This is a genomic window from Paraburkholderia sp. BCC1886, assembly GCF_900996245.1.
Taxonomy (GTDB): Bacteria; Pseudomonadota; Gammaproteobacteria; order Burkholderiales; family Burkholderiaceae; genus Paraburkholderia.
In genome coordinates, this window is sequence record NZ_CAAJGK010000041.1 from 501,942 (window position 1) to 528,397 (window position 26,456).

Below are 26,456 nucleotides of genomic sequence, written 5' to 3' on the forward strand. Positions count from 1 at the left end.
AACTTTAGGCCGATTAAGTAGATGCGCCACGACTCATCGCCATTCGATCTCTCGATTTGCCTGCCATAATCGCCGTGCATTTCATGGCGGCAGGACCGTTGCAATAACGCCGCGTGAAGTCACGGAATTTCTGCCTCCCGCAGGATCCCGAATCAATTCCAACAATAGCTGGAGGCTTCATGAACCACGTTCCGTCGGTGTCATGTGCGGCACATCGTGTGTACCGGACCGATGTGCATCACGCACGGCCTCTAGTGTTAATGCCTGTTTTTCTCGCGATTGTCTGTTGTTCCATCCCGCCTGACTCGCAAGCCGCCGGTCTGCTGCCAGCCGGCGGAAACTTCGTGGCAGGTGCCGGCTCGATAAAAGGCAGCGGCACGACCGTGACCATCACCCAGACCTCGGGGCGCGGCGTCGTCGACTGGAACAGTTTTTCGATCGGCGGCAATAACAGCGTCGTGTTCGCCAACGGCAACGGCGCCACGCTCAACCGGGTGACGGGCGGCTCGCCGTCGCTGCTTCTCGGTTCGCTCTCCGCAAGCGGCAGCGTCTACCTCGTCAACCCGCAAGGGGTACTCGTCGGACCGAGAGGCGTCATCGCCACGACCGGGCGCTTCGTCGCCTCGACGCTCGACGTGAGCAACGACACCGCCTTCATGAACGGCTCGCCGCTGACGCTCTCGGGCAACTCCAACGCTGGCGTCGTCAATCTCGGAACCATTTCATCGAGCGGCGGCGACGTTTTCCTGATCGCGCGAACCGCGGTCCTCAACGGGGGCACGGTCAGCGCGCCGAATGGGACGGCCGAACTGGCCGTCGCGCAACAAGTGCTGTTGCAGGATTCCTCGTCGGGTCAGCAGGTGTTCGTTCAGGCCGGCACGGGCGGAACCTTGATGACGAGCGGTGTCATCGAGGCGGCCCAGGTCAATCTGCAGGCGATGGACGGCAACATCTACGCGGTCGCCGCCAATCACGAGGCGATTCGCGCGACCGCCACCGCTACGCGCGACGGTCATGTCTGGCTGGTTGCGGGTCACGGCGAGTTACACCCGGGCGGCACGATCGACGCCGCCAACGGCACCGTCGATATGAGCGCGGATACGCTGACTTTCCCCGCGGCCGGCATGGCGGTCACGGCAAAGCAGTGGAATATCACGACCCCCGGTTTTACGGTCGACAGTAACGCCGCTCGCGCACTATCGGCGGGTCTTGGCAACGGCACATCGGTCGCCGTGCAAACCACGGGCAGCAGCACCCATAGCGGCGACATTACCGTGAATGCGGGAATTGGCTGGCAGGGCAACGCCTCGCTGACGCTCGCCGCATATCGCACGCTGACGGTCGGCGCCGGTGTCACCGTGAGCAATCAGGGCGGCGGCAATCTGACGTTGCGCGCGGATGCCGCGAGCCTCGACAACGGCGGCTCGATTGCCAGCCAGGGCGTGATCGACTGGTCGCGCAGCACCGGCATCGTCAATGCGCTCTACGACATGACCGGCACCTATAGCGCGGGAACGCTGCTCGCGAACGCGGCATGGGCGGCCGCACAGGGCAGCGGGCAAATCACGCAGATTACCGCGTACAAGCTGGTCAACAACGTCGTGGATCTGCAGAACGTCTCGCAGAATCTGGCCGGCAATTACGCGCTCGGCAAGGACGTGGACGCGAGCGGCGTGACGCTCTCGCCGCTCGGCAATCACACGACGCCGTTCACCGGCCAGTTCGACGGCATGTGGCACAAGGTGCTCAACGCGAACGTGCAGATCGCCGACTTCGGCGTGGATTATTCGTCGGGTCTCTTCGGCGTCGTGGGGCAAGCCGGCGTGTTGCGCGATGTCGGCGTGGAGAATGGTTCGGTCACCACGAGCTATTACGGTAGCGGCATTCTCGCCGGGGTCAACCTCGGGTTGATCGCCAACTCGTACACCACTGGCGTTGCCAGCGAGAACTCGCAGGAAGGCACCACCTTCGGCGGACTGGTCGGGCGCAACGAAGGCAGCATCGAGCGCTCGTGGAGCAGTGCGTCGGTATCGGGCTCGGACGCGAACGGAGGCCTCGTCGGCTACAACCTCGGTTCGATTACGCAGTCGTATGCGACGGGCAGCGTCAGCCCGATCTATTCGACGGGCTACGGGGGCGGACTGGTCGGCATCAATGACGGCAGCGTCAGCGAGTCGTTCGCCACTGGCGCGGTCCAAACGCGGTCGATGCCCACGCACGGCGTGATCGGTTTCGGCTCGGGCACGCTCGCGTCGAACGTCTACTGGAATACGGAAACGACCGGTCAGGCCATTAGCGGCGGCACGCTACCGCCAACCAACGGATTGACGACGGCCCAGATGAGCAACCCGGCCAGCTTCGTGGGTTACGACTTCAGCCCGACCGGCGTGTGGGCAATGACGTCGGACGCGACGCATCCGGTTCTGCGCTGGCAGCTTGAGCATTGAGCTGGCCGACGACGCGTATCTTGCAGGCCCCCCGGCAAGTGCGATGAAGCGCGTGGCGCACGCGTTGCATTGCGTGACGATCGCGCTATGTGTGACGGCTGGCGTGTATTCGTCGTCGTTGCGCGCGCAAGCTTATCGCGATGTCGCGCCACCGCCGGTTCCGCAGGCGCCGCGAAACGCGCCGATTGCGCCGGCGCCGGACACGCAGGCGCAATCGTCGGCAATCGCGGTCGCCGCGCTCAACGGGCTGATCTTCGAACCGGCCGGCGGGGCGGCCGCGACTGGCCCGCCTCGTTCACCCATCGTCGCCGACGGCTTGCCGCTACTCGACACCGCATTTCTCGGCGCCTTCGAAGCGGACCTCGGCAAGCCACTCAGCTTCGGTCGTCTCGCCGAAATCCGGCGCGCGGTGCTCGAGCGCTATCGTGCAGCGGGCCAACCGCTCGTGGATGTCTTCGTGCCGGAGCAGGACGTCAGCTCGGGCGTGGTGCGTATCGACGTGACGGAGTTCCGGCTCGGCCAGGTTCGCACACGCGGCAATCGCTATTTTGCCGATGCGCTGCTCAGGCGCGAGATGCCGCTCGAAGCGGGCGGACCGATCCTGCAAGCCGCCGTGTCGTCGGGACTGGCCGTGCTCAACGCCAATCCGTATCGAAGAGTCGACGCCGTCTTCGCCCCCGGTGAGGCGTCGAACACGACTGACGTCGTGCTCGAAACGCAAGACCGTCTGCCGTTACGCGTGAACGCGGGCTACGACAATGCCGGCGTGCGCGAGTTAGGCCGCGACCGCTTTTTCGCGGGCCTCGACTACGGCAACCTGTTCGGCCTCGACCAGCAGATTGCCTACCAGTTCACCGCCAGCAACGACTTCTTCAGCGGCAACCCCGAGATCGAAGGGCGCCCGGATCGCGCGCGCTTCATGGCGCACGCGCTGAACTACGTGGCGCCGCTACCGTGGGGCGACAGCTTCGAGTTATCGGGTGTGTACGCGCAAAGCACGCCACGTCTGCCCGACAGTTACGGGCAGACGGGCATCTCTGCGCAAATCAGTCCCCGCTACGACTGGCGGCTGCCGACGACAACCGATACGGCGCAACTGATCCAGTTCGGCTACGACTTCAAGCGCAGCAACAACGATCTCGAATTCGGCGGTTTTCAGGTGTTCAACTCGAACACGCATGTGCATCAATTTCTGTTGACCTACGACATCAGCAAGCCGACCGATGCCGGTACCGAACATGCGTCGGCCACACTCGTCGCGAGTCCGGGCCGGCTGGAAAGCGCGAACGACGACGCGGCGTTCAACGCGGCGCGGCAAGGTGCAACGCCGCGTTACGCGTATCTGCAACTGAACGGCCTGCGCGCGCTGTTGCTCGGCGGCGGCATCACGCTGAGCGTGCGTGGCGCGTTTCAATGGACCGCCAACACGTTGTTGCCGAGTGAGGAAATGGGGCTGGGTGGCGAGACCAGCGTGCGCGGCTACGCGCCTTATGTCGTGTTGGGCGATCGCGGCTGGAACCTGCAGACGGAATTGCGCTCGCCCGGTGTTGCGCTCGGAACGAGCAGTGCGCTAGTGCAACCGTTTGTCTTTTTCGATGCCGGGCACGTGTGGAACCGGATCGACCAGCCCGCCGAAATCAGTAACGGTTCGCTCGCGAGTATCGGTGCAGGCGTGCGCTTGCAATGGTCGCGCTTCGTCGATTTCCGCTGTACGTACGGCGTGCCGTTACGCGCGCCGACGCCGGGTGGATCGAAAGCGCCGATGGTGCTGCTGTACGTGTCGATCGGGAGTTGAGCGCGCCTGCAAACCAGCGAATCATTCGACCGAAATCTTCGCCTGAATGGTGCGTGCGGTTCCGCGGTGATACTGCACTTCGTAGGTGAAGACATCGGAGCCGTGGAACGCGCCGTCCGGCACATAGATCACCTGAATACCCGGACCCATGCGACCTTCGCAGTTCGTACCGCCGACGTAATTCGAGCCGAGCGGCGCGTCGCCGGGACGCAGATCGATATGACCGTGCGCCGGTGCGTCGGTCACGTCGATACGCGGCGGGGCGAGCGCCACGCAGGAGCCGTTCCATTCGGCGTGTGCGCGTATCAGGACTTCCTTATCGGCGAGTGTGTGGCGATGAACGATGTTCTGATCTTGCTGCTGCGAAACCGCGCTCGTGGCAATGACGCAGAACATGAAACCAGTCGAAAGGCGCGCGAAAGATAAGGGCATCGTGATGTCCAGTAAGCGGAACCGTTTGGGTTTGCGTTTGCGTTTGGGTTTGCGACACGCTGCATGATGGTGGACCCGCGCAGTACCGGCAAGCGATTTGTGTGCGCGGTCTCACACACGCTGAAACATCGATGCTAGACGGTGAACAGCTCGCTGCGCGCTGCGTCCATGATCATCGCGACGGCCGGATGACTGATGCGCCGCTCGATCGAAATCGCAAAGAACTCTTCGACGATCGGGTCGATCTGCCCGAGCATCGTCAGGCTGTGTTCCGCCTGCAACTGGTTTTCCAGCACCGTGGGCGCGAACAGCACGCCGCGGCCTTCGCGACCGAAGGCCATGGTCATTGCACCGTCGTCGAACTCGCCGACGACGCGCGGCGAGATGGCATGCGAAGCCAGCCAGTGATCCAGCTTGCGACGCACCGCCGATTCGGTGCCCGGCAGCAGCACGGGCAGTGTTGCGAGCGACAACGGAAATCGCTTCCTGCTGCCCTGCAAGAGCGACTTGGCACCGAAACAACTCAGCGTGGAACGGCCGAGCCGGTGATTGAACGCCTTGATGTTCACGTCGGCGGGAATCGGCGCGTCGGCGATAATCAGGTCGAGCCGATGCACGGCCAGTTGCGCGAGCAGCGCGTGCAGTTTGCCTTCGTGGCAAATCAGGCGCACCGAGGCGGCAGCGCTCAACGCCGGTTCGAGCAGTCGATACGCAATCGCTTTCGGCACCGAGTCCGCGATGCCGACGCGAAAGCGCGCCTGCGTCGCGGACTCGCTCTCGCGCCGCACCGCGCTTTCAAGCTCCGAGCCCAGCGAGAAGATTTCGTCGGCGTAATCGAGCGCGAGCCGGCCGGCGTCGGTGAGTTCCAGATTGCGGCCGTTCTTGCGGAACAGTTTTTTATCCAATGCTTCTTCGAGCAGTTTGATCTGCCCGCTCAGCGTTTGCGGCGAGATATGCAACTGCTCGCCGGCCCGCACGATGCCGCCTGCGCGCGCGGCCACCCAGAAATAATGCAGATGCTTGAAATTCACGAAGCCCTCCATGGATCGGGCGACGATACGGTTTTCTCGTAGTGTTGACAATAAAAATACGCATTTTCCGTCGATGAGGCTTCGGTTAGATTGAGGCCTCGTCCGCAGCGTAACGCGTGTTGACTTGCAGCGAAGTCGCGCAAGGCGGCCGGTTTCAGTACCCGGTCAACTTACTGTCCGTAATGTGGTGCACCCTTTACATCGAGCGGTGCGATCCGGGCAGTGTCCTGACTCATCCGAAGAGGTTCATATGTACTCGCAGATCATCGATCGACTCAGGCGTGCCGCCGGCACGCTGACGCGTGGCACGGCGGCGCTCGGTCTCGCCGGACTTCTGGCGCTGGGCGCCATGACCTCGAACGATGCCGAAGCGCGGCGCGTCGGCGGCGGTCAAAGTCTCGGCCGGCAATCGCAGAGCGCGACGCCGAACGGCGCCGCCCAGCGCGGTCAGCAGGCCCAACCCGCCCAGCAGGCAGCGCAAGCGCCGGGCGCTGCCGCACCGCGTAACCGCTGGATGGGGCCGCTCGCCGGCCTCGCCGCGGGTCTCGGCATCGCGGCTTTGCTATCGTCGTTCGGTCTGGGTGAGGGGCTCGCGCAGATGCTCTCGAACGCCATGCTGATCGGCCTCGTGGTATTTGCCGGTGTGATGCTGTTCCGGTTTATCGCCAATCGCCGCCGTCCCGATCTGGCGTATGGGCACGGCGCGATCAATCGTTCGCAACAGGGCGGTTCGCCGTTTTCGAATCATCCGCTGCAGCAGCAACAGGCAGAGCGGACAGCAACGGCACGGGACGGATCGGGTAAGGCATGGGGCTTGCGCGGCTGGGCAAGTGGCGCAGCCAGCGCGGCCGGCGCGGCCGGCGTGACTAACGCATCGCAACTCGGGGCCGGCGTGGATCAGGAGCGTTTCCTCGCCTCGTCGCGCGCCATGTTTCTGCGACTTCAGAACGCATGGGACCGCAGCGATCAGGGCGACCTGTTCGAACTGACGACACCGGAGATGTTCGCACGCCTCAAGCAGGATCTGGAAAGCCGGGGCCGTGCGCTAAGCCAGACCGAAGTCACGCAACTCGAAGCCGAGGTGCTGGGCAGCGAAGTCCAGGGTAGCGAAACGCTGGTCAGTGTGCGCTTTCATGGCCGGATGCGGGAAGACGATGCACCGATGGCCGAGCCGTTCGAAGAAGTCTGGAACCTGGTGCGGCCCACTCACGGCGACATGCCGTGGCAACTGGCCGGCATCCAGCAGATAGCAAGCTGAAAGCGAAGCGGGCTCATATCCTTATGAGCTTTGCTTGGTTGCCCTGCGTCTGCCCGCGCGTTAACGTCGATGGATCGCTTCCTGCCGATCCGGACCATCACGCGCGGGCGGGACGCCGGTCAACCCATTTCGCTGGACCTCCATGAAGAGACGTAGCGGGCATCTGCGCCTCGGCGCATTCCTTTATCCCTCCGGACACCACATCGCCGCGTGGCGGCACCCGCAGTCGCAAGCCGACGCCGGCGTGCAGTTTCGCCACTACGTGAAGCTCGCGCAGACTGCCGAAGCAGCTAAATTCGACCTCGTGTTTCTCGCCGACGGCGTCGGCACACGCGGCGACGACGTCGAGTTTCTAAGCCGCACCGCGCATAGCTACGTGGCGCAGTTCGAACCCATCACCCTGTTATCGGCACTTGCCGCCGTGACCGAACGTATCGGCCTCGTCGGGACCGCTTCGACGAGTTTCAACGAGCCGTATCACATCGCCCGCAAATTCGCGTCGCTCGATCACATCAGCGGCGGCCGCGCCGGTTGGAATCTGGTGACCTCGTCGAGCGAACACGAGGCGAAGAACTTCAATCGCGACCAGCATTTCGATCACGCCGAGCGCTACCAGCGCGCCGAAGAGTTCGCCGACGTCACCGCCGGACTCTGGGACAGCTGGGAAGACGACGCCTTCGTGCGCGACAAGCAGGAAGGGCGTTTCTTCCATCCCGACAAGCGTCATGTGCTCGATCACAAAGGCCGCTTCTTCCAGGTGAAAGGACCGCTGAACGTGCCGCGTTCGCCGCAAGGGCATCCGGTAGTCGTGCAGGCAGGCTCGTCCGAAGCCGGTCGCGAGCTGGCCGCGAAAACCGCCGAAGTCATTTTCACCGCGCAGCAAACGCTGCAGGACGCCGTCGATTTCTACGCCGACGTGAAAGGCCGCATGCAGGCCTACGACCGCCAGCCGGACGATCTCAAGATCATGCCCGGCGTGTTCCCGATCGTCGGCCGCAGCGAAAGCGAAGCGCGCGAGAAATTCGAGGAACTGCAGTCGCTGGTCGATCCGAAAGTCGGCCTCGCGCTGGTATCGGGACTGACGGGCGGATTCGATCTGTCCGGCTATCCACTCGACGGACCCATTCCGCCGCTGCCCGAAACGAATGCCAGCAAGAGCCGCCAGGTGCTGACGCTAGATCTCGCGCGACGCGAGAATCTGACCATACGTCAGCTGTATTTGCGCATTGCGGGCGCGCGCGGGCATTGGCAACTCGTCGGCACGGCCGAGCAGATCGTCGATCAACTCGAAGAGCGTTTCGTCAATTACGGCGCCGACGGCTTCAACGTCATGCCGCCGGTACTGCCGACCGGATTGAACGATTTCATCGAACTGGTGCTGCCCGAATTGCGGCGGCGCGGACTGTTCCGCGAAGAATACGAAGGCGGCACGTTGCGCGAGAACCTCGGACTGCGCCGGCCTGCGCATCGCGTCCACACCGTCGGGTACCGCCCCTGACCGTGCGCGAGCAGCAGAAGCGAAGCACGCTTAAACTGATCCATCTCTTCTCCGATGGAACCGCTCATGTCACGTCAGCTTCGCCTCGGCGCTTTCATGCGTCCTACCACGATCCACACCGGCGCCTGGCGTTTTCCGGGTGCCTACCCCGACGCCAACTTCAACTTCAAGCACCTGAAGCATTTCGCGCAGACGCTCGAGCGCGGCCGTTTCGACGCGTTCTTCATGGCCGACCATCTCGCGGTGCTCAACATGCCGCTCGATGCGCTCAAGCATAGTCACACGGTCACTTCGTTCGAACCGCTGACCTTGCTGTCGGCGCTCGCGACCGTCACCGAGCGGATCGGTCTGGTGGCCACCGCCTCCACGACGTTCGAAACGCCTTATCACGTGGCGCGGCGTTTCGCGTCGCTCGATCATCTGAGCGGCGGCCGCGCCGGCTGGAACATCGTGACGACGTCGAATCCCGACGCCGCGCTCAACTTCGGTCTCGACGAACACGTCGAGCACGACGAGCGTTATCGCCGCGCGAGAGAGTTCTTCGACATCGTGACGGGCCTTTGGGATAGCTGGGCCGACGACGCTTTCGTGCGCGACACCGAAAGCGGCACGTACTTCGACCCGGACAAGCTGCATGTGCTGGATTACAGGAGCGACAACTTCTCGGTGCGCGGTCCGCTGAACATCGCGCGTCCGGTGCAGGGCTGGCCGGTGATCGTGCAGGCGGGCTCGTCGGAATCCGGGCGACAGGTCGCGGCCGAAACCGCCGAGGTCGTGTTCACCGCGCAAACCACGCTGGACGACGGCAAGCGTTTTTATGCCGACGTCAAAGGCCGCATGGAAAAGCTGGGCCGTGCGCGCGATCACATGAAAATCCTGCCCGCCGCGTTCGTCGTGGTCGGCGACACGGTGGACGAGGCCCGCGAAACGCGCGCGAAACTCGACACCTACGTGCATTACGAAAGCGGTCTGGCTTCGCTGTCGATCGCATTGGGTCACGACGTGTCGAAGCTCGACCCCGACGCACCGCTGCCGGACATTCCCGAGACCAACGCGAGCCGCACGTCGCGGCAACGCGTCGTGGAATGGGCGCAGCGCGACGGCTTGACAGTGCGGCAACTGGCGCAGCGTATCGGTGGCTATTCCGGACTCGAGATGGTCGGCACCGCTTCGACGATTGCCGATCAGATGGAGCAGTGGCTGGTGGAGGAGGGCTCGGACGGCTTCAACGTGATGTTCCCGTATCTGCCGGGCGGCCTCGACGATTTCGTCGACAAGGTCATTCCCGAGTTGCAGCGTCGCGGGCTTTTCCGGCGTGAATACGAAGGCACGACGCTGCGCGAAAACCTCGGACTGCCGCGGCCGGAGAACCGCTTCTTCCCCCGGCCGGCATGAGCGACTCAGGCGTCGGTACGACGCTGCAGAACATGCGCGAACAGCAGGCCGTCGTCCGACTCGGCCGAGGTCGCGCGTAACGGCGCACCGTGCGTGGCAGGGGCGCTCGCCGGCTTGTCGGCGCTCGCAGCAGCCGGCGTTGCGGCAGCCGGTTTCGTTTCATGCGCGCTGCTGGTCGCCGTTTGACTCTTCGCATTGGGCGTCGCTTGAGAAGGACGATTCACGCGATCGATCGCCCCGCTGAGCGCGCGCACCAGTTCGCGCGGCAGACCATCGGCAAGCTCGTACACGACCGACTTGGCTTGCCGCGTCGCGCTCAACAGATTGGCATCGCGCAATATCCCGAGATGCTGCGACAGGTTCGGCTGACGCAGGCTCAACGTCGCCTCGATTTCGGACACTGCACACGGACCGTCGAGCAGCAGCAGCGCGATCGCCAGCCGGCTAGGATGGCTGACGATGCGCAAACCGTTGGCCACGGCAATAAGCTCCGGCTTGTCGATATCGACGCTCATCAGCGTGCTCCCCGGCGTGGGCTGCTCGATTTTGGCGCGGCGGCCGGTTGGCTTTCGCGCGTCTGGTAGTACCAGTCGGCAACATTCTCTTCGGCGAGTCGCGCCGACGCGTCGCCGATGGTTTTCGGCGGCGGCACCACGCAGGGCAGTCCCGGCTGCCAGTCGGCCGGCGCGTAGAGATTTTCCTGCCACGTCATGCGCACGGCCTGGAACAGACGGAACGCTTCTTCCACGGAGCGCCCGGTCGAGATTGGATACCAGCTAATCGCCTTGATGATCCCGTCGGGATCGATCAGAAACATGCCGCGCACCGTGCTCGACGAAATCGCCTTGGGCGGCAGCATGCCGTACGCCCTGGCGACCGCCATCGACGGGTCTTCGACCACCGGGAACGGAATGTCGATCTGGAAGCGGTCCTGAATGCTGCGCAGCCAAGCGAGGTGCGAATACAGTCCGTCGATGGAGAGCGCCAGCAACTCGCAATCCAGTTCCTTGAAGCGCTGCGCGTGGCGCGCGAATGCGATCAGCTCGCTCGTACAGACCGGCGTGAAATCGGCGGGATGCGAAAAGAACAGCAGCCACTTGCCGCGATACGACGCCGACGAAATCATGCCCATCGTGGAGCGCGCCTCGAAGTCCGGCGCTGCCTCGTAAAGAAACGGTGGCCTGACGGGACGGTTGTCTTCTCCGATGCTATCCATTCGAATTCTCTGTGATGGCGTCTAAGCCTTGATTGCAGAATAACGAAAGCGTTTTTCGTTCGTTGACTTGCGAAACTCGGAAATTGATACTTGGTTAATCACGACGCATCAGGCGATTCCCTTCTGCCGACCGTCGCCAATCTAATCATAGTTATCGTTTTTCGCAAGTAATATGCCTAACTCTTTGCCGCCGGCCTCGACTTCGCCGGCACTCGTGGTGCCTCCGCTCACGCCGTTCGATGCAGCGCTCAACGTGGACCGCACGGCGCTCGCTTCGCATATCGACTACGTGATCGACGTGTGCCAGGCGACCATGATCGTTGCCGCCGGCGTCGAGGCGCAGGAATACCACTACCTCCCGTTCGACGAGCGCAAGGCGCTGATTCGCGACACGATCGCCGCGGTCGATAACCGCGTGCCGGTGGTGGTGGGCGTCTCGCATCCGTCGTATCGCAGCGCGATCGAACTCGGCCAGCTCGCCGCGTCGCTCGGCGCCGAAGCCATCCAGCTGCTCGCGCCGTTGCGGCCGTTCGGCGGGGTGCCCGGCACCGCGGAACTGGTGCGCTATTTCGAATTGATCGGCAACGAAACGGGCCTGCCCGTGATGCTGTATCTGAACCCGGGCCCCGGCGCCGATCTCGGCCCGGATGCGACCGTCGAACTGGCGAAGCTCGATCGCGTGAAGTACGTGAAAGAGAGCTCGCGCGATCTGACGCGCGTCGGCCGGCTGATCGAACAGATCGACAAGGCCGGTCACGCACAGTACCTGACCACCGCGCAAATGCTGCTGATCACGCTCCAACTCGGCGGCAGCGGCGCGACGATGCCCGCACCGGTTGCCGAGATCGGCGGCAAGATCATCGCGGCCTTCGCGGCCGGCAACGCACCGGAAGCGGCGCGTCTGCAACAGCAACTCTCGTTGTTCCCCGCACGCTGGATGCACCGCGGCCTGATGCCGACCATGAAGGCCGCGCTGCAGGCGCTCGGGCGCGGCATCGGCGAACCGTATCCGCCGTTCGGCACGTTCACCGCGGACGAGGCTGCCCAGCTCGCCGTGTATCTGCAATCCACCGACCTCAGCCACGTAGCCCACCACCATGCTTGAAATCAAACGTATTTCCATCGACGAAGCCGCCATCCTGATCGAAGGCGCGCGCCGCAAATCGAACGAACTCGGCATTCCGATGTGTACGGCGGTGACCGACGAGTCGGGCCATCTGCTGAGTTTCGAGCGCATGGACGGCGGCAAGATCAGCAGCATCAGCATCGCCATCGACAAGGCCTTCACCGGCGCGGTCGCACGCAAAGGCACCCACGTCTACAACCAGTTGTGCCAGCCGGGCAAGGGCACGTTCGGCATTCACGTGACGAACGGCGGTCACTTCAGCATCATCGGCGGCGGCTTGCCGGTGACGGTGGACGGCGTGATCGTCGGCGGCGTGGGCGTGAGTTCGGGCACGGCCGACGAAGACCTGGTGGTTGCGCAGGCGGCCCTCGCTTACTTCTACGAGAAGACCGGCTTTGCCGAATGAGCGCGTGCGGTTTCCGATGATTTCTTCTTTTTTCAGGTAACCCGGCCATGTCAACCGATCACGTTGATCGAGCTGAGTCACGCGCGTCACCAGCGTTGCGCGGTCCGCTCGACTTTCCGGACAGCCCGCTTTCGCAGGCGGCGCGTCAGCCGCTGATGCTCGGTCTGTTTCTGCCGACGCAAACCGGCGGCTTCTCGCAATCCACCTATCCGCGCGACACGGACTGGTCCTTCGATTACAACCGCAAGCTCGCGCTGCGCGCCGAACAGCACGGTTTCGAATTCGTATTCGGCTTGCAGCAGTGGGTGCCGAAGGGCGGCTTCGGCGGGCAGTCGCATTACCGCGAAAATTTTCTCGATCCGTTCATCTCGACGGTCGCGCTCGGCGCACAAACCACGCGTCTGATCACGATTTCGACAGTGCATATTCTGTACGGCAACCTGCATCCGCTGCATCTCGCGCGCTTCGCGGCCACCGCCGATCACATTGCGGGCGGCAAGTTCGGCCTGAATATCGTGACCGGCTACGACGCCTCCGAGCCGCTGATGTTCGGCATGAAGCGCATTGCGCACGACGAGCGCTACGAGCGCGCCGACGAGTTCGCGTCGGTCATGGAAGCGTTGTGGGACGGTAGCGACAACGTCACGCACGAAGGCCGTTTCTATCAACTGGAAGGTGCATACGTATCGCCGCGGCCGAAATACGGCCGGCCGATCATGGTCTCGGCAAGCGCTTCGCAGGCCGGCTTCGATTACGCGGCAAAACACTCGGATATCGTCTTCACGTCGAGTCCGGCGGGTGCGATTTTCGAGCGCGCGATCGAGGCCTTGCCCCAGCACGTCGCGAAGATTCGCGCGCCTTACGAAGGAACCGGCCGTTCGCCGAAGGTGATCATTTTCCCGATGATCGTCTGCAAGCCGACGCGCGAAGAAGCGTTTGCGTATCGCGATGCGATCGCCGCCCAGGCCGATCTGGAATCGATTCGCGCCTACACCGCGCGTCACAGCGGCGGCGATGCGCAAGGCTGGAAAGAGCACGTGCCCGCGGATCGCGTGCTCGGCGGTCACATCCAGATCGTGGGCGACCCGAACGACGTGGCCGACGCGTTGCAGCGTCTGCACGAAGCGGGCTTCGACGGCGTACAGATCGGTTTCTACGACTACGCGCCGGAACTCGAATTCTTCGCGCAGCACGTGCTGCCGCTGCTCGAAGCGCGCGGCTTGCGCCAGGCCGTCGAATGAGTCGCGAGGGCGGTCACGGCCTGATCCTGAACGCCGTCGTGCTGGGCGTCGGCATGCACCCGGCCGCCTGGCGGCTGCGTGACGACGCGGCATTTTCGTCGCTCGGTCTGCCGTTTTATCAGGAACTGGGCCGCGTGGCGGAGGCGGGCTGTCTGCACGCGCTGTTTCTGGCCGATACGCTCGCGGTCGGCGAGGAAAACTTCGAGCGGCCGAATCTCGGCGCGATGGATCCGCTGATGGCGTTGGCGGCCATCGCGGGCGTCACGTCGCATCTCGGGCTCGTGGCGACCGCGTCGACCACGTACAACGATCCGTTCAATCTCGCGCGTCGTGTGGCGTCGCTCGATCACCTGAGCGGCGGACGGGCCGGCTGGAATGTCGTGACGACCTTCGTGCCCGCGGTCGCGGCGAACTTCGGCAATACGCCGCTGCCGCCGCCCGAGCAGCGCTATGCCCGCGCCGAAGAATTCGTCGACGTGGTCCGCGCGCTGTGGAATAGCTGGTCGCCGCAGGCGCTGATCGGCGACAAGCTGAACGGCGTGTACGTGGATGGCGCCAAAGTGCGCGCGATCGATCATCGCGGCGAGCATTTCGATGTGCGCGGACCCGCCACGCTGCCGCCGTCGCCGCAAGGCGAACCGGTGCTGTTCCAGGCGGGCGCTTCCGAAGCCGGCCGCGCGCTCGCCGCGCGTACCGCCGACGTGGTGTTCACCGCGCAGAACACGCTGGCGGGCGCGCAGGCGTTTCGCGCCGATATCCGGGCGCGCGCGCAGCGCTTCGGGCGAGACCCCGACAGCATCAAGGTGCTGCCGGGTCTGCTGCCGATTCTCGGCGGCACCGAAGCGGAAGCACGAGCGCGCAAGCGCGCGCTCGACGAGCTGGGCGGCGACGCCGAGCTTAAAAAGCTGGCGCTGCGAGTCGGCGTACCGGTGAGCGAACTGCATCTGGACGAACCGTTGCCGATCGAACTGATTCGCGCGAACGGCAACTTCAAGGGTGCGGAAGGCTTTCGCAACGCGGCCGTGGAACTCGGCGTGCGCGAAAACCTCACCGTGCGCGAGATTCTGTATCGCAACGGCGGCGGCCATCTGCAAGTGGTCGGCACGCCGGAACAGGTCGCGGAAAAAATCGCGCACTGGCATGGCGAAGCGGCGTGCGACGGTTTCAATCTGATGATCGACGTGCTGCCCCAGGGTCTCGGCGATTTCACCCGCAACGTAGTGCCGCTGCTGCAACGCAGGGGTCTGTTTCGCAGCGAGCCGAACGGCACGACGCTGCGCTCCAATCTTGGTTGAAGACGTCCCCAAGGACGTCAATGAAGAGGTCAACGATGTTGCTTTACACGAAAACCGACGACATAGCGCGCATTACCTTCGACAGTCCCGCGACGTCGAATGCGATCACCTTTCGCATGATGAACGACTACATCGCCGCGCTCACTGCCGCTCGCGAAAGCCGCGCGCGTTTTCTGCTGATCGACGCGAACGGTGCGGACTTCACGCTCGGCCGCGATCAGAAGGAAAAAGTGCCGGACATCACGCGCGAGCAGAACCTCACGCTGATCCTGAAAGCCAACGCCGCGTTGCGCGCGTTCGACGGCGTCAGCATTGCGCTGATTCAGGGTCGCGCGCTCGGCTTCGGGACGGGAATCTCGCTGCATAGCACGATCTCGATCGGCGCCGACGACGCGGTGCTCGGCTTCGACGAGATCAACCACGGCCTCGCGCCGCTGGTCGTGGCCGCCTACGCGCCGTACTACATCGCGCCGCGCATTGCGCAGGAACTCGTCATTACCGGGCGGCCGGTGCCCGCCGGGGAAGCCCGCGCGATCGGCCTGCTGAGCCGCGTGGTGCCGCGTGCCGAACTTCAGCAGGCTGGGCTCGCGACCATCGAAAGCCTGAGCGGGCATCTGCCTTCCGCGTTGCGTCTGCTGCGCGACTACCACGAAAGCGAGGCGCGCTATCCCGACGACGCAGTGCTGGCCAATGCCGTGCAACGGCTCGCGCGCTGGATCGAGCAGGGCAAGCCCTGATCGTTCGCGGCCGCTTTTATTCCTCAAAGACAAAACTGAACATGCAGCTTAAACATCGCTTTGCAACGGCGCTCACGGGGTTGACGCTGATTGCCGCCAGTCTCGGTGCGCCGCTCGCGTACGCCGCGGACGCACCGTACAAACTCGGCTATCTGGTCGACGCATCCGGTCCGCAGGCCACCACCATCAAGCCGACTTACGACGCGTTCCAGTTGTACGTCGCACGGCTGAACAAAGCCGGCGGTATCAACGGACGTCAGGTGCAGATCGTCACCCGCGATATTCAGAGCGACACGCAGCGCTCGCTGACCGCGCTCGAACAGTTGAAGGGCGAGGGCGTGTCGGGCGTGCTCGGCCTCGGTGCTACGAATACTCACGCGGCCGTCTACGCGGCCGCGCAAAAGCTCGGCTTGCCGGTGCTCGCGGCGAACCCGATCAACATTCCGCTGGTGCTGCCGCCGGTCAAACCGTATGCGTTCGGACTCGGCCAGGAATTGAGTCTCGCCGGCATCGTCGGCGGGCATTTTGCGCATCAGTTGAAGCCGCAAGGCAAGACGGTCGCGTGCGTGGCCTTCGAAGTGCCGGGCTCGATCCTGAGCTGCAACAAGATCCTCGCGCAGGCCAAGGCCGAAGGCTACGAGCGCGGCGAACTGTTCACGGTGCCGATCGGCCAGCGCGATTTTCGCGCGGTAGTCGACAAGCTGGTCGCGCTCAACCCCGACGTCATCACCGATTGCGTCGGCCGCGAGCACGTCGCGGCGCTGCTGCCGGTGCTGACGCGCTCCGCGTATCGCGGCGTGTTCCTGTCGATGGACACCGGCATCGGCGACACCACGCTGATCAACGCCGTGCCCGCCGATTCGAAGGTCCAGGTGTACAGCTTCACGCGCTTCGTCACGGCCGGCGACGGCACCGGCGCGCAACTCGATGCGCTGCGCGGCGCGCTGAAAGAAGCGCACCTCGCCGACGACGACGCGAGCCACGCGGGCGGCTGGGCGCTCGGCCTCGTCGTCACCGATGCGCTGCGCCAGTGCGCGGGCGCCTGCACGCCGGACGCGTTTCGCGCGGCGCTGGAAAAAGTCGATATCGATGCCGGCGGTTTGACCGGCACGCGTCTGACGCTGTCGGCGACCGATCACTACGGGCCGTCGGCTTACCGGCTGTACCGGCTGGACCCGGCGGCACATCGCTTCACGACCGTCGGCGGCTGGCAGCGTATCGCCAGCAACGGTCGACTGACGCAGTAAGCCTGTCATGAACCTGTTGTCCATTTCCCTCGACATGCTCAGCAGCGCGGTCACGTACGCGATGTTCGCGCTCGCGGTGGTGCTCGCGTATCGCACGAGCCGCGTGCTGATGTTCTGCGTCGGCGAGATCGGCATGACGAGCGCCTACGTGCTGCGCGACGTCTGGCAATGGAGCGGCGGCGGTGCCGCCGGTTTCATGCTGGCCGCGGTCGTCGCGCTCGGCGTGGCCGCGCTGGCCGGCTGGGTGCTGTATGCGTTGCTGCGACGCTTGTCCGCGACGGGCGATCACTTCGTCGGCACCGTCGTGACGATTGCCGCGAGCATTTTCTTCGACGGGCTGATGTCGGCGGTATGGGGTGGACAAACGGTGCAACTGCCGTTTCCGCACGGCGCCGTGCTGGTGGGCGGCGCGTCGCTGTCGCTGCTGAGTCTCGCCATCGTGCTGATCGGCGGCGCTCTGCTCGCGGCGCTGTTGCTGGTGTTCTACCGCTCGCGCGCTGGCATCGAACTGCAAGCCGTGGCAGGCAACTGGCAACTCGCCGTGTTGATGGGCATTCCCGCCGCGCGCCGCCTGTCCACCGTGTGGATCGTCGCGTCGATGTTGAGCGCGGTGGGCGGCATCTGTTCCGGGGCGATCTCGGCGGTGTCGAGCAGCGGCGCGGCGGTCGGCTTCTCGGGCATCGTCGCGGCCATCATGGGCGGCTTGACGAGCCCGCTCGGCGCACTGGCCGGCGCGCTGGTGATGGCGGTCGGCGAGAACCTGACGAGCCTCTATTTCGACGCCCGCTACAGCGTCGCGGTGCCGGTGCTGCTGCTGGTGCTGTTGCTCGCGTTGCGGCCGGCCGGGTTGAGCGGGCGCATCGAGCGCATTTCGAGGACCTGAACCATGACGAGTCTGTCTTCTTCCGCGGCGGCTGCGGCACGCCCGCGCTCGCCGCGTCGTGGCGCGTCGTGGCGCGTGCTGGGCAGTATCGCGGTGCTGCTGATCGCTTTCGCCGCACCGTTCGGTTTCGGCGACTACGGTTTGTATGTCGCCGCCAGCGCGGGTCTGATGGCGCTCGGCGCGATGGCGCTGACGGTGCTGTCCGGCTCGGCCGGTTTGCCGTCGCTCGGCACCGCCGCGTTTCTGGCGATCGGCGCCTTCTCGTCCGGCATTCTGGCGACGCAACTCGGTCTCGGCATCGTGCCGGCGATCGTCACCGCGCTCGTGCTCGGTTTCGCGGCGGGCGCGGGCATCGCATTGCTGACGCTGCGCGTGTCGGGGCTGTATCTGGCGGTCGGCACGCTCGCCTTGCAACACATCGTGCAGATCGTCGCGACCGATCTCGATCTGAAGCTCACGTATGCGAGCGGCTTCATGCTCGACGCGCCACGTATTGTCGGGCTGGTCATCGATTCGCCGACGCGCTGGTGGGCGCTGAGTGCACTGTCGATGGCGCTGGTCTACGGACTGTTCACCTGGCTGCAGCGCGGTCATACCGGACGCGAATGGGCGCTGCTGCGCGCCGAGCCGACCGCCGCGGGCGCACTCGGCATTTCGCCGGTGCGTGCGCGTCTGACCGTGTTCGCGCTGACCTCCGCGGTCATCGCTGCGGCGGGCGCCGTGGACGGCTACCGGCTCGGCAACGTGCAGGCGACCGGCTACACGCTGCATCTCGCCGTGACGTATCTGACCGTCGTCGCGCTAGGCGGAGCCGGGCGACTGATCGGCGCGATCGTCGCGTCGTTCATCGTCATCATGCTGCCCGATGCGATTGCCGCCGCGTTGCGCGCGCTCGGCATCGATGCGACCTCGCATCTGGCCGGGATCGACAACATGCTGCTCGGCGCGATTCTGGTGTTTGCGTTACTCGGTGGACCCGCGTGGCTGAAGAAGTCGCTGGGCAAGCGCCGCAGCACGAGGAGCGAAGCATGAGCGCACGACCGTTACTTGAAGTGCGCGCGCTTTCCATCGCCTATGGCGCGGACCGCGCCGTGAACGACGTCGGCTTCGCGCTGCAACGTGGCCAGTGCCTCGCGCTTGCAGGCAGCAACGGCGCGGGCAAGACGTCGGTGCTGGGCGCGCTCGCCGGCCTCAGCGTCCGGGGGCAGCGGCTCGCGGGCGAGATCGCGCTCGATGGCGCCACGCTGCGCTTCGGCGATATGGTCGCGCGCATTGCCGGTGGCGTGCGTCTCGTGCCCGATCGCGAGAAAGTCTTCGGCCTGCTGACCGTCGCGGAAAACCTCAAGCTCGGCGGCTCACGCGCCCGCAACGGCGACATTGGTCTGGACGACGTGCTCGGCTGGTTTCCGCGCCTCGGCGAACGGCGGGCGTCGCTGGCGGGCAATCTGTCCGGCGGCGAACAGCAGATGCTCGGCATCGGCATGGCTTTGCTCGCGTCGCCGCAATTGCTGCTACTCGACGAACCGACTTTGGGTCTCGCGGTGCCGGTGATCGAAGACCTGTGCGAGCGGCTCGCGCGATTGCGTCACGAAACCGGGCTGACCATGATCGTCGCGGAATCGGATTCGCAATGGCTCGCGGCGCTCGCGAACAGCGGGGCGGTGCTCGATCGCGGCCGTCTGCTGCGACGTTTCGATCACCTGACGCCGGCCGATCTCGGCGCGATTCACGATCTGATGCTGGGTCTGGGTGGCGTCGACGCGGCGAGCAATAGCGCGACGAGCGCGGAGGTGACACATGCCGCGTCCTGACGTTTTGCAGCCGTCGCGGACCGCGAATGTGTCCGCCGCCGCGCTCGGTCTGACTAACGTGAACCTCTCCTTCGGCGGCTTGCGGGTCTTGCGCGACGTATCGCTGACCTTGCAGACCGGCGAAGTCCTCGCACTGATCGGACCGAACGGCGCGGGCAAGTCCGCGTTGCTGAACTGCATCGGCGGTATTTATCGACCGTCGGCCGGCAGCGAGATCGTTCTGGCGGGCCAGCGCATCGATGGGCTCGCACCGCATCGCATTGCGCGGCTGGGCATCGGGCGCACGTTTCAGGGACTCAAACTGATTCGCGAGCGCAGTGTGCTCGACAACATTCTGCTCGGCTGGACGCCGCAGTTTTCGTTCGGCGCGCTCGGCAGCCTGGCGTTTGCGCTGCATACGCGCCGCGAAGAACGCGAAGCGCGCGCCCACGCGCACGACATGGCCGAGTTATGCGGGCTGACCGGTGTGCTCGACGTGCCGGTCGCCGAATTGCCGCTCGGCGTATTGCGCCGCGTCGACCTGGCGCGCGCGCTGTTGCGCGAGCCCCAGGTGCTGCTGCTCGACGAACCCGCCTCCGGCCTCAGCCACGACGAGCGGCCGCTGATCGGCGACATGGTGCGTATCGCGCGAGGCCGTCAGGGACTCTCGGTGCTGTGGATCGAACACGACCTCGATCTGGTGCTCTCGCAGGCACAACGCGCCGTGGTGCTGCACCACGGCACCGTCGTCGCCACCGACGACCCTTCGGACGCCGCCGGCCGCGCGCGATTGCTGCATGCGTACCGGAAGGGCGCAGTCAATCAACCCAACTCTCACAGTTCCAACCCAGTTTTCTGATCATGAAAAAAACCACACTGATTTTCGGGGCGTTGACCATGTTGTCGGCGGGTGCGTATGCACAAAGCAATGTCACGCTGTACGGCAGCATCGACGAAGGCGTGACGTATACGAGCAATATCAAGGGGCACGGTACGGCAAGTGTCGGCCCGGTCGCGGTGCCCGACTTCTTTGGCTTTCGCGGCTCGGAAGATCTCGGCGGCCAGTGGAAAGCCATCTTCGCGTTGCAGGAAGGCTTCCTCTCCAACACCGGCGCGAGCACCATCGCCGGCGAAGCGTTCAGCCATTTCGCGTTCGTCGGTCTGGGCGGCCCGTACGGCACGCTGACGCTCGGCCGGCAACTCGACCTGACGACCGACACCTTGCGGCTGGATTCGGACGGCGGCGTGCAGTACACGTTTTATCTGTTCCATCCGGCCAATCTGGACAACATCGGCATTCGCGGCGATTCGATCAATAACTCGGTCAAGTACAGCACGCCGGTCTTCGGCGGCCTGAAGGCGACCGTGCTGTACGGTCTCGCCGATACGACCACGCAACCCGGCCGGGTGCTGAGCGCCGACGTCGTGTATACGAACGGCCCGCTGCATGCGACCGCCGTGTATAGCAGCTGGCGCAATCACACCATCGACATCGGATCGCAGCTCGGCTACGGCAGCTTCCTCGGCCAGTCGCTGGCGGGCAAGACGTTCAATGCGAAGAAGCAGGATATCGGCGGACTGTCGGCGACCTATGCGATCAGCCCGCAGGTGAGCGTGCACGGCGTGCTTACCCAGGTGAACCTGAGCTCGGTCACGGAGTCGGGGCGCATGCGCAATGTCGAAGGCGGGCTGGACTGGCACACGACGCCGGCGAATACGGTGACCTTCGGCGGCTATGGCTCGTGGCTCACGGGCACGCGTTACGCGGCGCTCGGCGTGGGCGACGTGTACGCACTCTCGACGCGCACGATGGTCTACGCGCAAGCCACCTATCAACACGCGGACGGCAACGGTCACGCGGCGCTCGCGCTGCTGTCGCCGTCGGGCAGTCAGAACCAGATGGCGCTGCGCATCGGCGTACATCACTTCTTCTGATCCGCGGCTGCAACGTATATCAACGAGGCGACCCAGTCGCCGCTCATCTCCCGGAAGGAACGACACTCATGACACTCAGACTCGGCGATATCGCCCCCGACTTCGAACAGGATTCGAGCACCGGTACGATCCGTTTTCACGACTGGCTCGGCACGAGCTGGGGCGTGCTGTTTTCGCACCCGGCGGATTTCACGCCGGTGTGCACGACCGAACTCGGCCTGACCGCGAAGCTCGCGGGCGAGTTCGAGAAACGCAACGTGAAAACCATCGCGCTATCGGTGGACGGTGCGCAATCGCACAAGGAATGGATCAAGGACATCAACGAAACGCAAGCCGCGAACGTCGGCTTCCCGATTCTCGCGGACGGCGACCGCAAGGTCTCGACGCTGTACGACATGATTCACCCGAACGCCAGCGAGACGCTGACGGTGCGCTCGCTATTCGTGATCGATCCCAACAAGAAGGTACGTCTGATCATCACGTATCCGGCCAGCACGGGACGCAACTTCGACGAAGTCCTGCGCGTGATCGATTCGCTGCAACTCACGGATCATCATTCGGTGGCGACGCCGGGCAACTGGAAGCAGGGCGACGACGTGGTGATCGTGCCGTCGTTGAAGGACGAAGAAGTGATCCGGCAGAAATTCCCGAAGGGGTATAAGGCGTTGCGTCCGTATCTGCGTTTGACGCCGCAGCCGAACAAGTAACGCACGTGGCGGCGTGAGCCGCTAAATGAGGGGCGGCTTGCTGCGTCGATGTGCGTGGCAGGCCGTTTTTTTTGAGAGGCGAGAATTTCTTGGTCTTGTCGGTTGCGGAAATTGGAAACTGTTGTGGCGCGAGCAAACTTCAACCGATATTTGAACATTCGGCTCGGTGCTTCATGGAACCGATCTGGGCGGCAGCGACCTGGATCTGCTGGTCGATGCATTGCCCGGTGCGACGTTGTTCGATTTAGGAGGATTGCAGGATGAGTTGGAGACGCTGCTCGGCGTTCAAGTCGATTTGCTGACACCAACGGACTTGCCGCCGAAGTTCCGGGCCGAAGTGCTTGCAGAGGCGCGGCCGGTATAAAGTTGCGCCGGTTCGTGATGAACCCGTACAGAACCCGGCAAGCAGAGGAAGGCGAGCGACACCCCAGACCCACAAAGAAGAGCGCACCCACATCAGGACGTCGGACTCCAGCGCATCCGGCTGGCAGTTCTACGGGTCACTCGAAGGTGGGTGCGAGCCGCCATTATTCCGCGCCAAAAATCCGCGCATAGAAAAAAATAAAAACGCCAAACCGCGCGGCAACGCCCCCCGTCGGGCCTTCACGGGAAAAATGCCCGGCTTCCGCTATCGCGCATGTAAGTCTGGGTAATTGTCGATGTAACGAAAAAAACGAGCCGGGCTCCTAGACTGCGCGTTGTTCAGAGACGCGCTTCGCGCCCTGAACGGGTAAGCGCCTTGCCATTGCAAAGGCGTGTCTACAGGACCCTGTCATGACGCAGCTCGTGCAGCCGGCATCGCATGTCGCGTTGATTCTCTCGCCCGCGCTCGGCGATTCCCTGTTGACGATGACGATCGCGCGCAACCTGCGCCGCGACGGCATCGACGTAACGGTGTACGGGCATCATGCCGCGCGCCTGCGTGACTGGTTCCCCGGCGTCGATATCCACGACGACCTCGGCAATCCCGGCGACGCCGCGCTGGCCGCCCGCCTCGCGCGCTTCGACCTGGTCATCCAGATGCATGGCGACCGGCCGTTCGCGGGCCTCCAACGCCTGCACCCGCGCGTGATTCTGCTCGACGCCGTGCACCGCGGACGCTCGCCGGAGTCGATGGCGACCAGAATGGCGCGCTTCTGCCGCGACGAACTGGCGCTGTCGAGCGCCGACAAAAGCAACGGCATGAGCGCGCCCGCCGGGCTCGTGCATCGCCGGCACCCGCAACGCGTGGCCATTCATCCCACCGCCAGCACGGTCGACAAATGCTGGCTGGCATCGCGCTACATTCGCCTCGCCATGAAGTTGCGCGAGCGCGGCTTCGATCCGCAATTCGTGGTCGCGCCGGAAGAGCGGGGCGCGTGGCTGCACGTCGAACGTCAGGGCCTGACCTTACCCGACCTCGGCTCGCTGGATAACGTCGCCGCGTGGCTGTACGAGTCCGGCTGGTTCATCGGCAACGACTCGGGCATCGGCCATCTCGCCTCCAGCCTGCAGATTCCCACGCTGTCGCTCTTCATGCGCCGCGGTCTTGCGCATACGTGGCGACCGGGCTGGGGCCGCGGGCAGGTGCTGATCGGCAGCACCTATCTGCCGACCGGTCATCTGAAAGAACGCTACTGGAAGTACATGCTCTCCGTGCGCAAAGTCACGCACGCGTTCGAACAACTGTGCGCCGATCTCGCGTGAGCGCGCGGCCAGACGAAGGGCGGGTCGAACCGCGCGTCGAACCGCTAGTCGATGTGACGCAACGACGCGTGGCGATCGTGATGTCGAACGCGATCGGCGATACGCTGGTGCTGATGGTGATCGTGCGTAACCTGCTGCGCAACGGCGTGGACGTGACGGTGTTCGGCCGGCCGGCTTACGCGCTGCGCCGCTGGTTCCCCGACGTGACGATTCATCCGATGCCCGAGCAACTGTTCGATCGCGCCTGGCTCGCGCCGTTCGACGTGGTGCTGCAAATGCACGTGGAGCAGCCCGTGCCGATGCTGAGGACGTTGCACCACCGGGTCTTCGATATGGACAGCGTGATCTTCGGCGATCGCGCCGGCTGTATGGCCGAACGCTTCGCCGATTTCTGCCGGCAGGAACTCGCGCTCGCGAACGTCGGCATGGAAACCGGCATGACACCGCCGCCGCTGCTCAGGCATCGGCGACACGGCATGCGCGTTGCCATTCATCCCGAAGCCAGCACGGAGGACAAACGCTGGCTGCCGCGGCGCTTCGTCACGCTGGCGCAACGACTGCAACGCCGCGGCTACGATGTTCACTTCGTGATCGCGCCGCACGAGCGCGAACGCTGGAAAGAACTCGAGCACTGGGGCATACCTGCGCCGGTATTCGCCGATCCTCACGAGCTGGCCTGCTGGCTTTATGAATCCGGCTGGTTTATCGGTAACGATTCGGGCGTCGGTCATCTGGCGTCCTGTCTCGGCGTGCCCACGCTTTCCCTGTTCCGGCGCCGCCGCGTGTCGGAGCGCTGGCGGCCGGGTTGGGGCGCGGGTGCAGTCGTTTTGCCGTGGCAATGGGTGCCGGGCGCATCGTTCAAGGAAAAATTCTGGCGGCAGACGCTGACCTGTGCGCGTGTCGAGTCGGCATTCCATCGGCTCGTGCGCGAACAGCAGAGTGCAACCGGTCAGGCTGCGCATCTGGCGGGCGTGACCCAGTCGTCATGAAGCACGTCATCAAGCACGCAATGAACTCTTCGCCTCACGAAATCCAATGACATCGAAACCGAACGCGGTGTTTCTCCACACCGGTTACCGAACCGCGGGCACCTGGCTGTGGTCGCGCTTTCGCGATCTCCCCGGCGTGACCGCTTATTACGAACCGTTGCATGAAATGCTCGCGACACTCGACCGGGCCACGCTCGAAAAAAGCACCGCCGATAGCTGGCGCTCGGGTCACCCGCAACTCGACACGCCGTATTTCGCGGAATACGCCGGCCTGCTCGATCCCGAGCGTTGCGGTGTGCCGGGTTTCGACGAGCGTTTCGCCATCGATCGCTTTACGGCGGACGCGCCCGTGGAAGCAGAGCGGATCGAAGCGTATCTGCAAGGTCTGATCGACGCCGCACATGCACGCGGTACGGTGCCCGTTTTCAAATTCTGCCGTTCGCTGGGCCGTTTGCCGTGGTTTCGCGCGACGTTTGCGGATGCTGCGCATATCGTGGTCGAGAAAAATCCGATTTCGCAATGGCAGTCGTGCTGGGAGCTGTTTGCTTTGCATGGCAACGCGCATTTCGTCGCGGTGCCGTTGGCGGTGCTCGCGTCGAATCTCGGCGAGCCCATCGTGACGCGCGTGCTGAATGCGCTAAAAGTCGATTTGCCATTCTTGCCGGGCTCGCCTGAAACGCAGACGCTCGCCGCCTCTCTTGCGTTCTATAAACAGCAGGTCGGGCAGATGCCGCCGGCCGACGTGTATCGTGCGTTCCTCGCGCATTGGCTGCTGACCTTGCAGCACGCTGGCACCCATGCGCAGGCGATTTTCGATTGCGATCTGGCGGTACGCTCGCCCGCCTATGCACACAGTGCGGAGCGCTGGATCGAGAGCCTCACTGGACTCACACCGACGTTGAGCAACGCGCGCCGCAGCGACTCGCAGCAGCGCGACTGCGGCTTCGATAGCGTTCAGGGATTGAGAATTCATCTCGCAGCGATGCAGTTGTGCAAACAACTGGTGCTAAGCGGCGATGCGCACGAGGACAGCTACACAGTGTGGGCCAACAAGATTGCGCAAGCGACGCAAATCATGGCGTTCGGTGCCGACGTGAACTGGCCGCAGCAGCATGCGGATTCGCAGCGCTCGGTGCGCATGGTCGAACTCGCGCTGGTGGACGGCGTGGATATCGACGCCGCGTTAGCGAGCGAACTAGCGGCCACCAGACACGCGTTGGCGACCAGCCGGCGGCAACTCGCGCAACTGCAACGCTCGTTGTGGTTTCGGGTCACGCGGCCCGTGCGGCGATGGTTCGGCGACAGCGTCGGCGCGAAGCGACAAACGGTGGTTCGCAACTAG

General features: G+C 64.4%; 24 protein-coding genes and 1 pseudogene. 21 read left to right on the forward strand and 4 right to left on the reverse strand.

The window, feature by feature from the left end; genetic code table 11:
• Positions 1 to 260 precede the first annotated feature (260 nt).
• Entirely contained in the window at positions 261 to 2,447 is a 2,187-nt protein-coding gene (locus tag FQ746_RS11910) for a beta strand repeat-containing protein (protein WP_260854004.1), read from the forward strand.
• Between the two features lie 43 nt (positions 2,448 to 2,490).
• Complete coding sequence (locus FQ746_RS11915; protein WP_144109547.1) at positions 2,491 to 4,242, forward strand: ShlB/FhaC/HecB family hemolysin secretion/activation protein; 1,752 nt, start codon at positions 2,491 to 2,493, stop codon at positions 4,240 to 4,242.
• 21 nt (positions 4,243 to 4,263) lie between these two features.
• On the opposite strand, the gene FQ746_RS11920 is transcribed toward FQ746_RS11915, so the two are convergent.
• Together FQ746_RS11920 and nhaR are read right to left on the reverse strand one after the other, a co-directional pair.
• A complete protein-coding gene (locus FQ746_RS11920; protein ID WP_144109548.1) occupies positions 4,264 to 4,674 on the reverse strand; it encodes a hypothetical protein in 411 nt (136 codons plus the stop codon).
• Between the two features lie 134 nt (positions 4,675 to 4,808).
• Positions 4,809 to 5,705, reverse strand: a complete 897-nt coding sequence (gene nhaR, locus FQ746_RS11925; RefSeq protein WP_144109549.1) for a transcriptional activator NhaR — start codon at positions 5,703 to 5,705, stop codon at positions 4,809 to 4,811.
• Positions 5,706 to 5,955: 250 nt separating this feature from the next.
• Here nhaR and FQ746_RS11930 point away from each other — a divergent pair, with 250 nt between their 5' ends.
• The 3 genes from FQ746_RS11930 (at position 5,956) to FQ746_RS11940 (ending at position 9,856) form a co-directional block, all read left to right on the forward strand.
• Positions 5,956 to 6,963, forward strand: coding sequence for a Tim44 domain-containing protein (locus FQ746_RS11930; RefSeq protein ID WP_144109550.1), 1,008 nt, complete (start codon positions 5,956 to 5,958; stop codon positions 6,961 to 6,963).
• 142 nt (positions 6,964 to 7,105) lie between these two features.
• Complete coding sequence (locus tag FQ746_RS11935; RefSeq protein WP_144109551.1) at positions 7,106 to 8,461, forward strand: LLM class flavin-dependent oxidoreductase; 1,356 nt, start codon at positions 7,106 to 7,108, stop codon at positions 8,459 to 8,461.
• A gap of 66 nt (positions 8,462 to 8,527) precedes the next feature.
• Positions 8,528 to 9,856 carry an LLM class flavin-dependent oxidoreductase gene (locus tag FQ746_RS11940; protein WP_144109552.1) on the forward strand — a complete coding sequence of 443 codons (1,329 nt, stop codon included), beginning with the start codon at positions 8,528 to 8,530 and terminating at the stop codon, positions 9,854 to 9,856.
• A 5-nt stretch (positions 9,857 to 9,861) separates the two neighbouring features.
• Here FQ746_RS11940 and FQ746_RS11945 read toward each other — a convergent pair whose 3' ends face one another.
• The gene (locus FQ746_RS11945) at positions 9,862 to 10,371 is read right to left on the reverse strand and encodes an ArsR/SmtB family transcription factor (RefSeq protein ID WP_144109553.1); all 510 of its coding nucleotides are present in this window, start codon (positions 10,369 to 10,371) and stop codon (positions 9,862 to 9,864) included.
• The gene (locus FQ746_RS11950) at positions 10,371 to 11,072 is read right to left on the reverse strand and encodes a peroxiredoxin (protein ID WP_144109554.1); all 702 of its coding nucleotides are present in this window, start codon (positions 11,070 to 11,072) and stop codon (positions 10,371 to 10,373) included. The genes FQ746_RS11945 and FQ746_RS11950 overlap by 1 nt, the downstream gene beginning before the upstream one ends.
• A 172-nt stretch (positions 11,073 to 11,244) precedes the next feature.
• Here FQ746_RS11950 and FQ746_RS11955 point away from each other — a divergent pair, with 172 nt between their 5' ends.
• The 16 genes and pseudogenes from FQ746_RS11955 to FQ746_RS12030 all read left to right on the forward strand — a co-directional run bounded on the left by FQ746_RS11955 (position 11,245) and on the right by FQ746_RS12030 (position 26,456).
• A complete protein-coding gene (locus FQ746_RS11955) occupies positions 11,245 to 12,177 on the forward strand; it encodes a dihydrodipicolinate synthase family protein (RefSeq protein ID WP_144109555.1) in 933 nt (310 codons plus the stop codon).
• Positions 12,170 to 12,604, forward strand: a complete 435-nt coding sequence (locus FQ746_RS11960) for a GlcG/HbpS family heme-binding protein (protein ID WP_144109556.1) — start codon at positions 12,170 to 12,172, stop codon at positions 12,602 to 12,604. The genes FQ746_RS11955 and FQ746_RS11960 overlap by 8 nt, the downstream gene beginning before the upstream one ends.
• Positions 12,605 to 12,651: 47 nt before the next feature.
• Entirely contained in the window at positions 12,652 to 13,845 is a 1,194-nt protein-coding gene (locus FQ746_RS11965; protein ID WP_144109557.1) for an LLM class flavin-dependent oxidoreductase, read from the forward strand.
• Positions 13,842 to 15,140 (forward strand): LLM class flavin-dependent oxidoreductase, encoded by a 1,299-nt coding sequence (locus tag FQ746_RS11970; RefSeq protein WP_144109558.1) that lies wholly within the window; start codon positions 13,842 to 13,844, stop codon positions 15,138 to 15,140. The genes FQ746_RS11965 and FQ746_RS11970 overlap by 4 nt, the downstream gene beginning before the upstream one ends.
• Before the next feature lie 20 nt (positions 15,141 to 15,160).
• A complete protein-coding gene (locus FQ746_RS11975) occupies positions 15,161 to 15,877 on the forward strand; it encodes an enoyl-CoA hydratase/isomerase family protein (protein WP_260853992.1) in 717 nt (238 codons plus the stop codon).
• A 41-nt stretch (positions 15,878 to 15,918) separates the two neighbouring features.
• Entirely contained in the window at positions 15,919 to 17,124 is a 1,206-nt protein-coding gene (locus tag FQ746_RS11980) for an ABC transporter substrate-binding protein (RefSeq protein ID WP_144109559.1), read from the forward strand.
• A gap of 7 nt (positions 17,125 to 17,131) precedes the next feature.
• Positions 17,132 to 18,007, forward strand: coding sequence for a branched-chain amino acid ABC transporter permease (locus FQ746_RS11985; protein ID WP_144109560.1), 876 nt, complete (start codon positions 17,132 to 17,134; stop codon positions 18,005 to 18,007).
• A gap of 3 nt (positions 18,008 to 18,010) precedes the next feature.
• Positions 18,011 to 19,039, forward strand: a complete 1,029-nt coding sequence (locus FQ746_RS11990) for a branched-chain amino acid ABC transporter permease (protein WP_144109561.1) — start codon at positions 18,011 to 18,013, stop codon at positions 19,037 to 19,039.
• Complete coding sequence (locus FQ746_RS11995; protein WP_144109562.1) at positions 19,036 to 19,818, forward strand: ATP-binding cassette domain-containing protein; 783 nt, start codon at positions 19,036 to 19,038, stop codon at positions 19,816 to 19,818. The genes FQ746_RS11990 and FQ746_RS11995 overlap by 4 nt, the downstream gene beginning before the upstream one ends.
• Positions 19,805 to 20,656, forward strand: a complete 852-nt coding sequence (locus FQ746_RS12000; protein ID WP_144109563.1) for an ABC transporter ATP-binding protein — start codon at positions 19,805 to 19,807, stop codon at positions 20,654 to 20,656. Before FQ746_RS11995 ends, FQ746_RS12000 begins: the two co-directional genes overlap by 14 nt.
• Before the next feature lie 2 nt (positions 20,657 to 20,658).
• The gene (locus tag FQ746_RS12005) at positions 20,659 to 21,732 is read left to right on the forward strand and encodes a porin (RefSeq protein ID WP_144109564.1); all 1,074 of its coding nucleotides are present in this window, start codon (positions 20,659 to 20,661) and stop codon (positions 21,730 to 21,732) included.
• Between the two features lie 68 nt (positions 21,733 to 21,800).
• On the forward strand, positions 21,801 to 22,439 hold the full coding sequence (locus tag FQ746_RS12010) for a peroxiredoxin (protein WP_144109565.1): 639 nt from the start codon (positions 21,801 to 21,803) through the stop codon (positions 22,437 to 22,439).
• Positions 22,440 to 22,596: 157 nt separating this feature from the next.
• Positions 22,597 to 22,803: pseudogene (locus tag FQ746_RS12015) on the forward strand (nucleotidyltransferase family protein); the annotation flags it as partial.
• A gap of 410 nt (positions 22,804 to 23,213) precedes the next feature.
• Entirely contained in the window at positions 23,214 to 24,125 is a 912-nt protein-coding gene (locus tag FQ746_RS12020; RefSeq protein WP_144109567.1) for a glycosyltransferase family 9 protein, read from the forward strand.
• The gene (locus FQ746_RS12025; protein ID WP_260853993.1) at positions 24,122 to 25,114 is read left to right on the forward strand and encodes a glycosyltransferase family 9 protein; all 993 of its coding nucleotides are present in this window, start codon (positions 24,122 to 24,124) and stop codon (positions 25,112 to 25,114) included. The genes FQ746_RS12020 and FQ746_RS12025 overlap by 4 nt, the downstream gene beginning before the upstream one ends.
• A 46-nt stretch (positions 25,115 to 25,160) precedes the next feature.
• The gene (locus FQ746_RS12030) at positions 25,161 to 26,456 is read left to right on the forward strand and encodes a hypothetical protein (protein WP_144109568.1); all 1,296 of its coding nucleotides are present in this window, start codon (positions 25,161 to 25,163) and stop codon (positions 26,454 to 26,456) included.

Bases quoted from the DNA above. Each gene is read 5' to 3' on its own strand.
- FQ746_RS11910 (WP_260854004.1), top strand. From the start codon at position 261: ATGCCTGTTTTTCTCGCGATTGTCTGTTGTTCCATCCCGCCTGACTCG.
- FQ746_RS11915 (WP_144109547.1), top strand. From the start codon at position 2,491: ATGAAGCGCGTGGCGCACGCGTTGCATTGCGTGACGATCGCGCTATGT.
- FQ746_RS11920 (WP_144109548.1), bottom strand. From the start codon at position 4,674: ATGCCCTTATCTTTCGCGCGCCTTTCGACTGGTTTCATGTTCTGCGTC.
- FQ746_RS11930 (WP_144109550.1), top strand. From the start codon at position 5,956: ATGTACTCGCAGATCATCGATCGACTCAGGCGTGCCGCCGGCACGCTG.
- FQ746_RS11935 (WP_144109551.1), top strand. From the start codon at position 7,106: ATGAAGAGACGTAGCGGGCATCTGCGCCTCGGCGCATTCCTTTATCCC.
- FQ746_RS11940 (WP_144109552.1), top strand. From the start codon at position 8,528: ATGTCACGTCAGCTTCGCCTCGGCGCTTTCATGCGTCCTACCACGATC.
- FQ746_RS11945 (WP_144109553.1), bottom strand. From the start codon at position 10,371: ATGAGCGTCGATATCGACAAGCCGGAGCTTATTGCCGTGGCCAACGGT.
- FQ746_RS11950 (WP_144109554.1), bottom strand. From the start codon at position 11,072: ATGGATAGCATCGGAGAAGACAACCGTCCCGTCAGGCCACCGTTTCTT.
- FQ746_RS11955 (WP_144109555.1), top strand. From the start codon at position 11,245: ATGCCTAACTCTTTGCCGCCGGCCTCGACTTCGCCGGCACTCGTGGTG.
- FQ746_RS11960 (WP_144109556.1), top strand. From the start codon at position 12,170: ATGCTTGAAATCAAACGTATTTCCATCGACGAAGCCGCCATCCTGATC.
- FQ746_RS11965 (WP_144109557.1), top strand. From the start codon at position 12,652: ATGTCAACCGATCACGTTGATCGAGCTGAGTCACGCGCGTCACCAGCG.
- FQ746_RS11970 (WP_144109558.1), top strand. From the start codon at position 13,842: ATGAGTCGCGAGGGCGGTCACGGCCTGATCCTGAACGCCGTCGTGCTG.
- FQ746_RS11975 (WP_260853992.1), top strand. From the start codon at position 15,161: ATGAAGAGGTCAACGATGTTGCTTTACACGAAAACCGACGACATAGCG.
- FQ746_RS11980 (WP_144109559.1), top strand. From the start codon at position 15,919: ATGCAGCTTAAACATCGCTTTGCAACGGCGCTCACGGGGTTGACGCTG.
- FQ746_RS11985 (WP_144109560.1), top strand. From the start codon at position 17,132: ATGAACCTGTTGTCCATTTCCCTCGACATGCTCAGCAGCGCGGTCACG.
- FQ746_RS11990 (WP_144109561.1), top strand. From the start codon at position 18,011: ATGACGAGTCTGTCTTCTTCCGCGGCGGCTGCGGCACGCCCGCGCTCG.
- FQ746_RS11995 (WP_144109562.1), top strand. From the start codon at position 19,036: ATGAGCGCACGACCGTTACTTGAAGTGCGCGCGCTTTCCATCGCCTAT.
- FQ746_RS12000 (WP_144109563.1), top strand. From the start codon at position 19,805: ATGCCGCGTCCTGACGTTTTGCAGCCGTCGCGGACCGCGAATGTGTCC.
- FQ746_RS12005 (WP_144109564.1), top strand. From the start codon at position 20,659: ATGAAAAAAACCACACTGATTTTCGGGGCGTTGACCATGTTGTCGGCG.
- FQ746_RS12010 (WP_144109565.1), top strand. From the start codon at position 21,801: ATGACACTCAGACTCGGCGATATCGCCCCCGACTTCGAACAGGATTCG.
- FQ746_RS12020 (WP_144109567.1), top strand. From the start codon at position 23,214: ATGACGCAGCTCGTGCAGCCGGCATCGCATGTCGCGTTGATTCTCTCG.
- FQ746_RS12030 (WP_144109568.1), top strand. From the start codon at position 25,161: ATGACATCGAAACCGAACGCGGTGTTTCTCCACACCGGTTACCGAACC.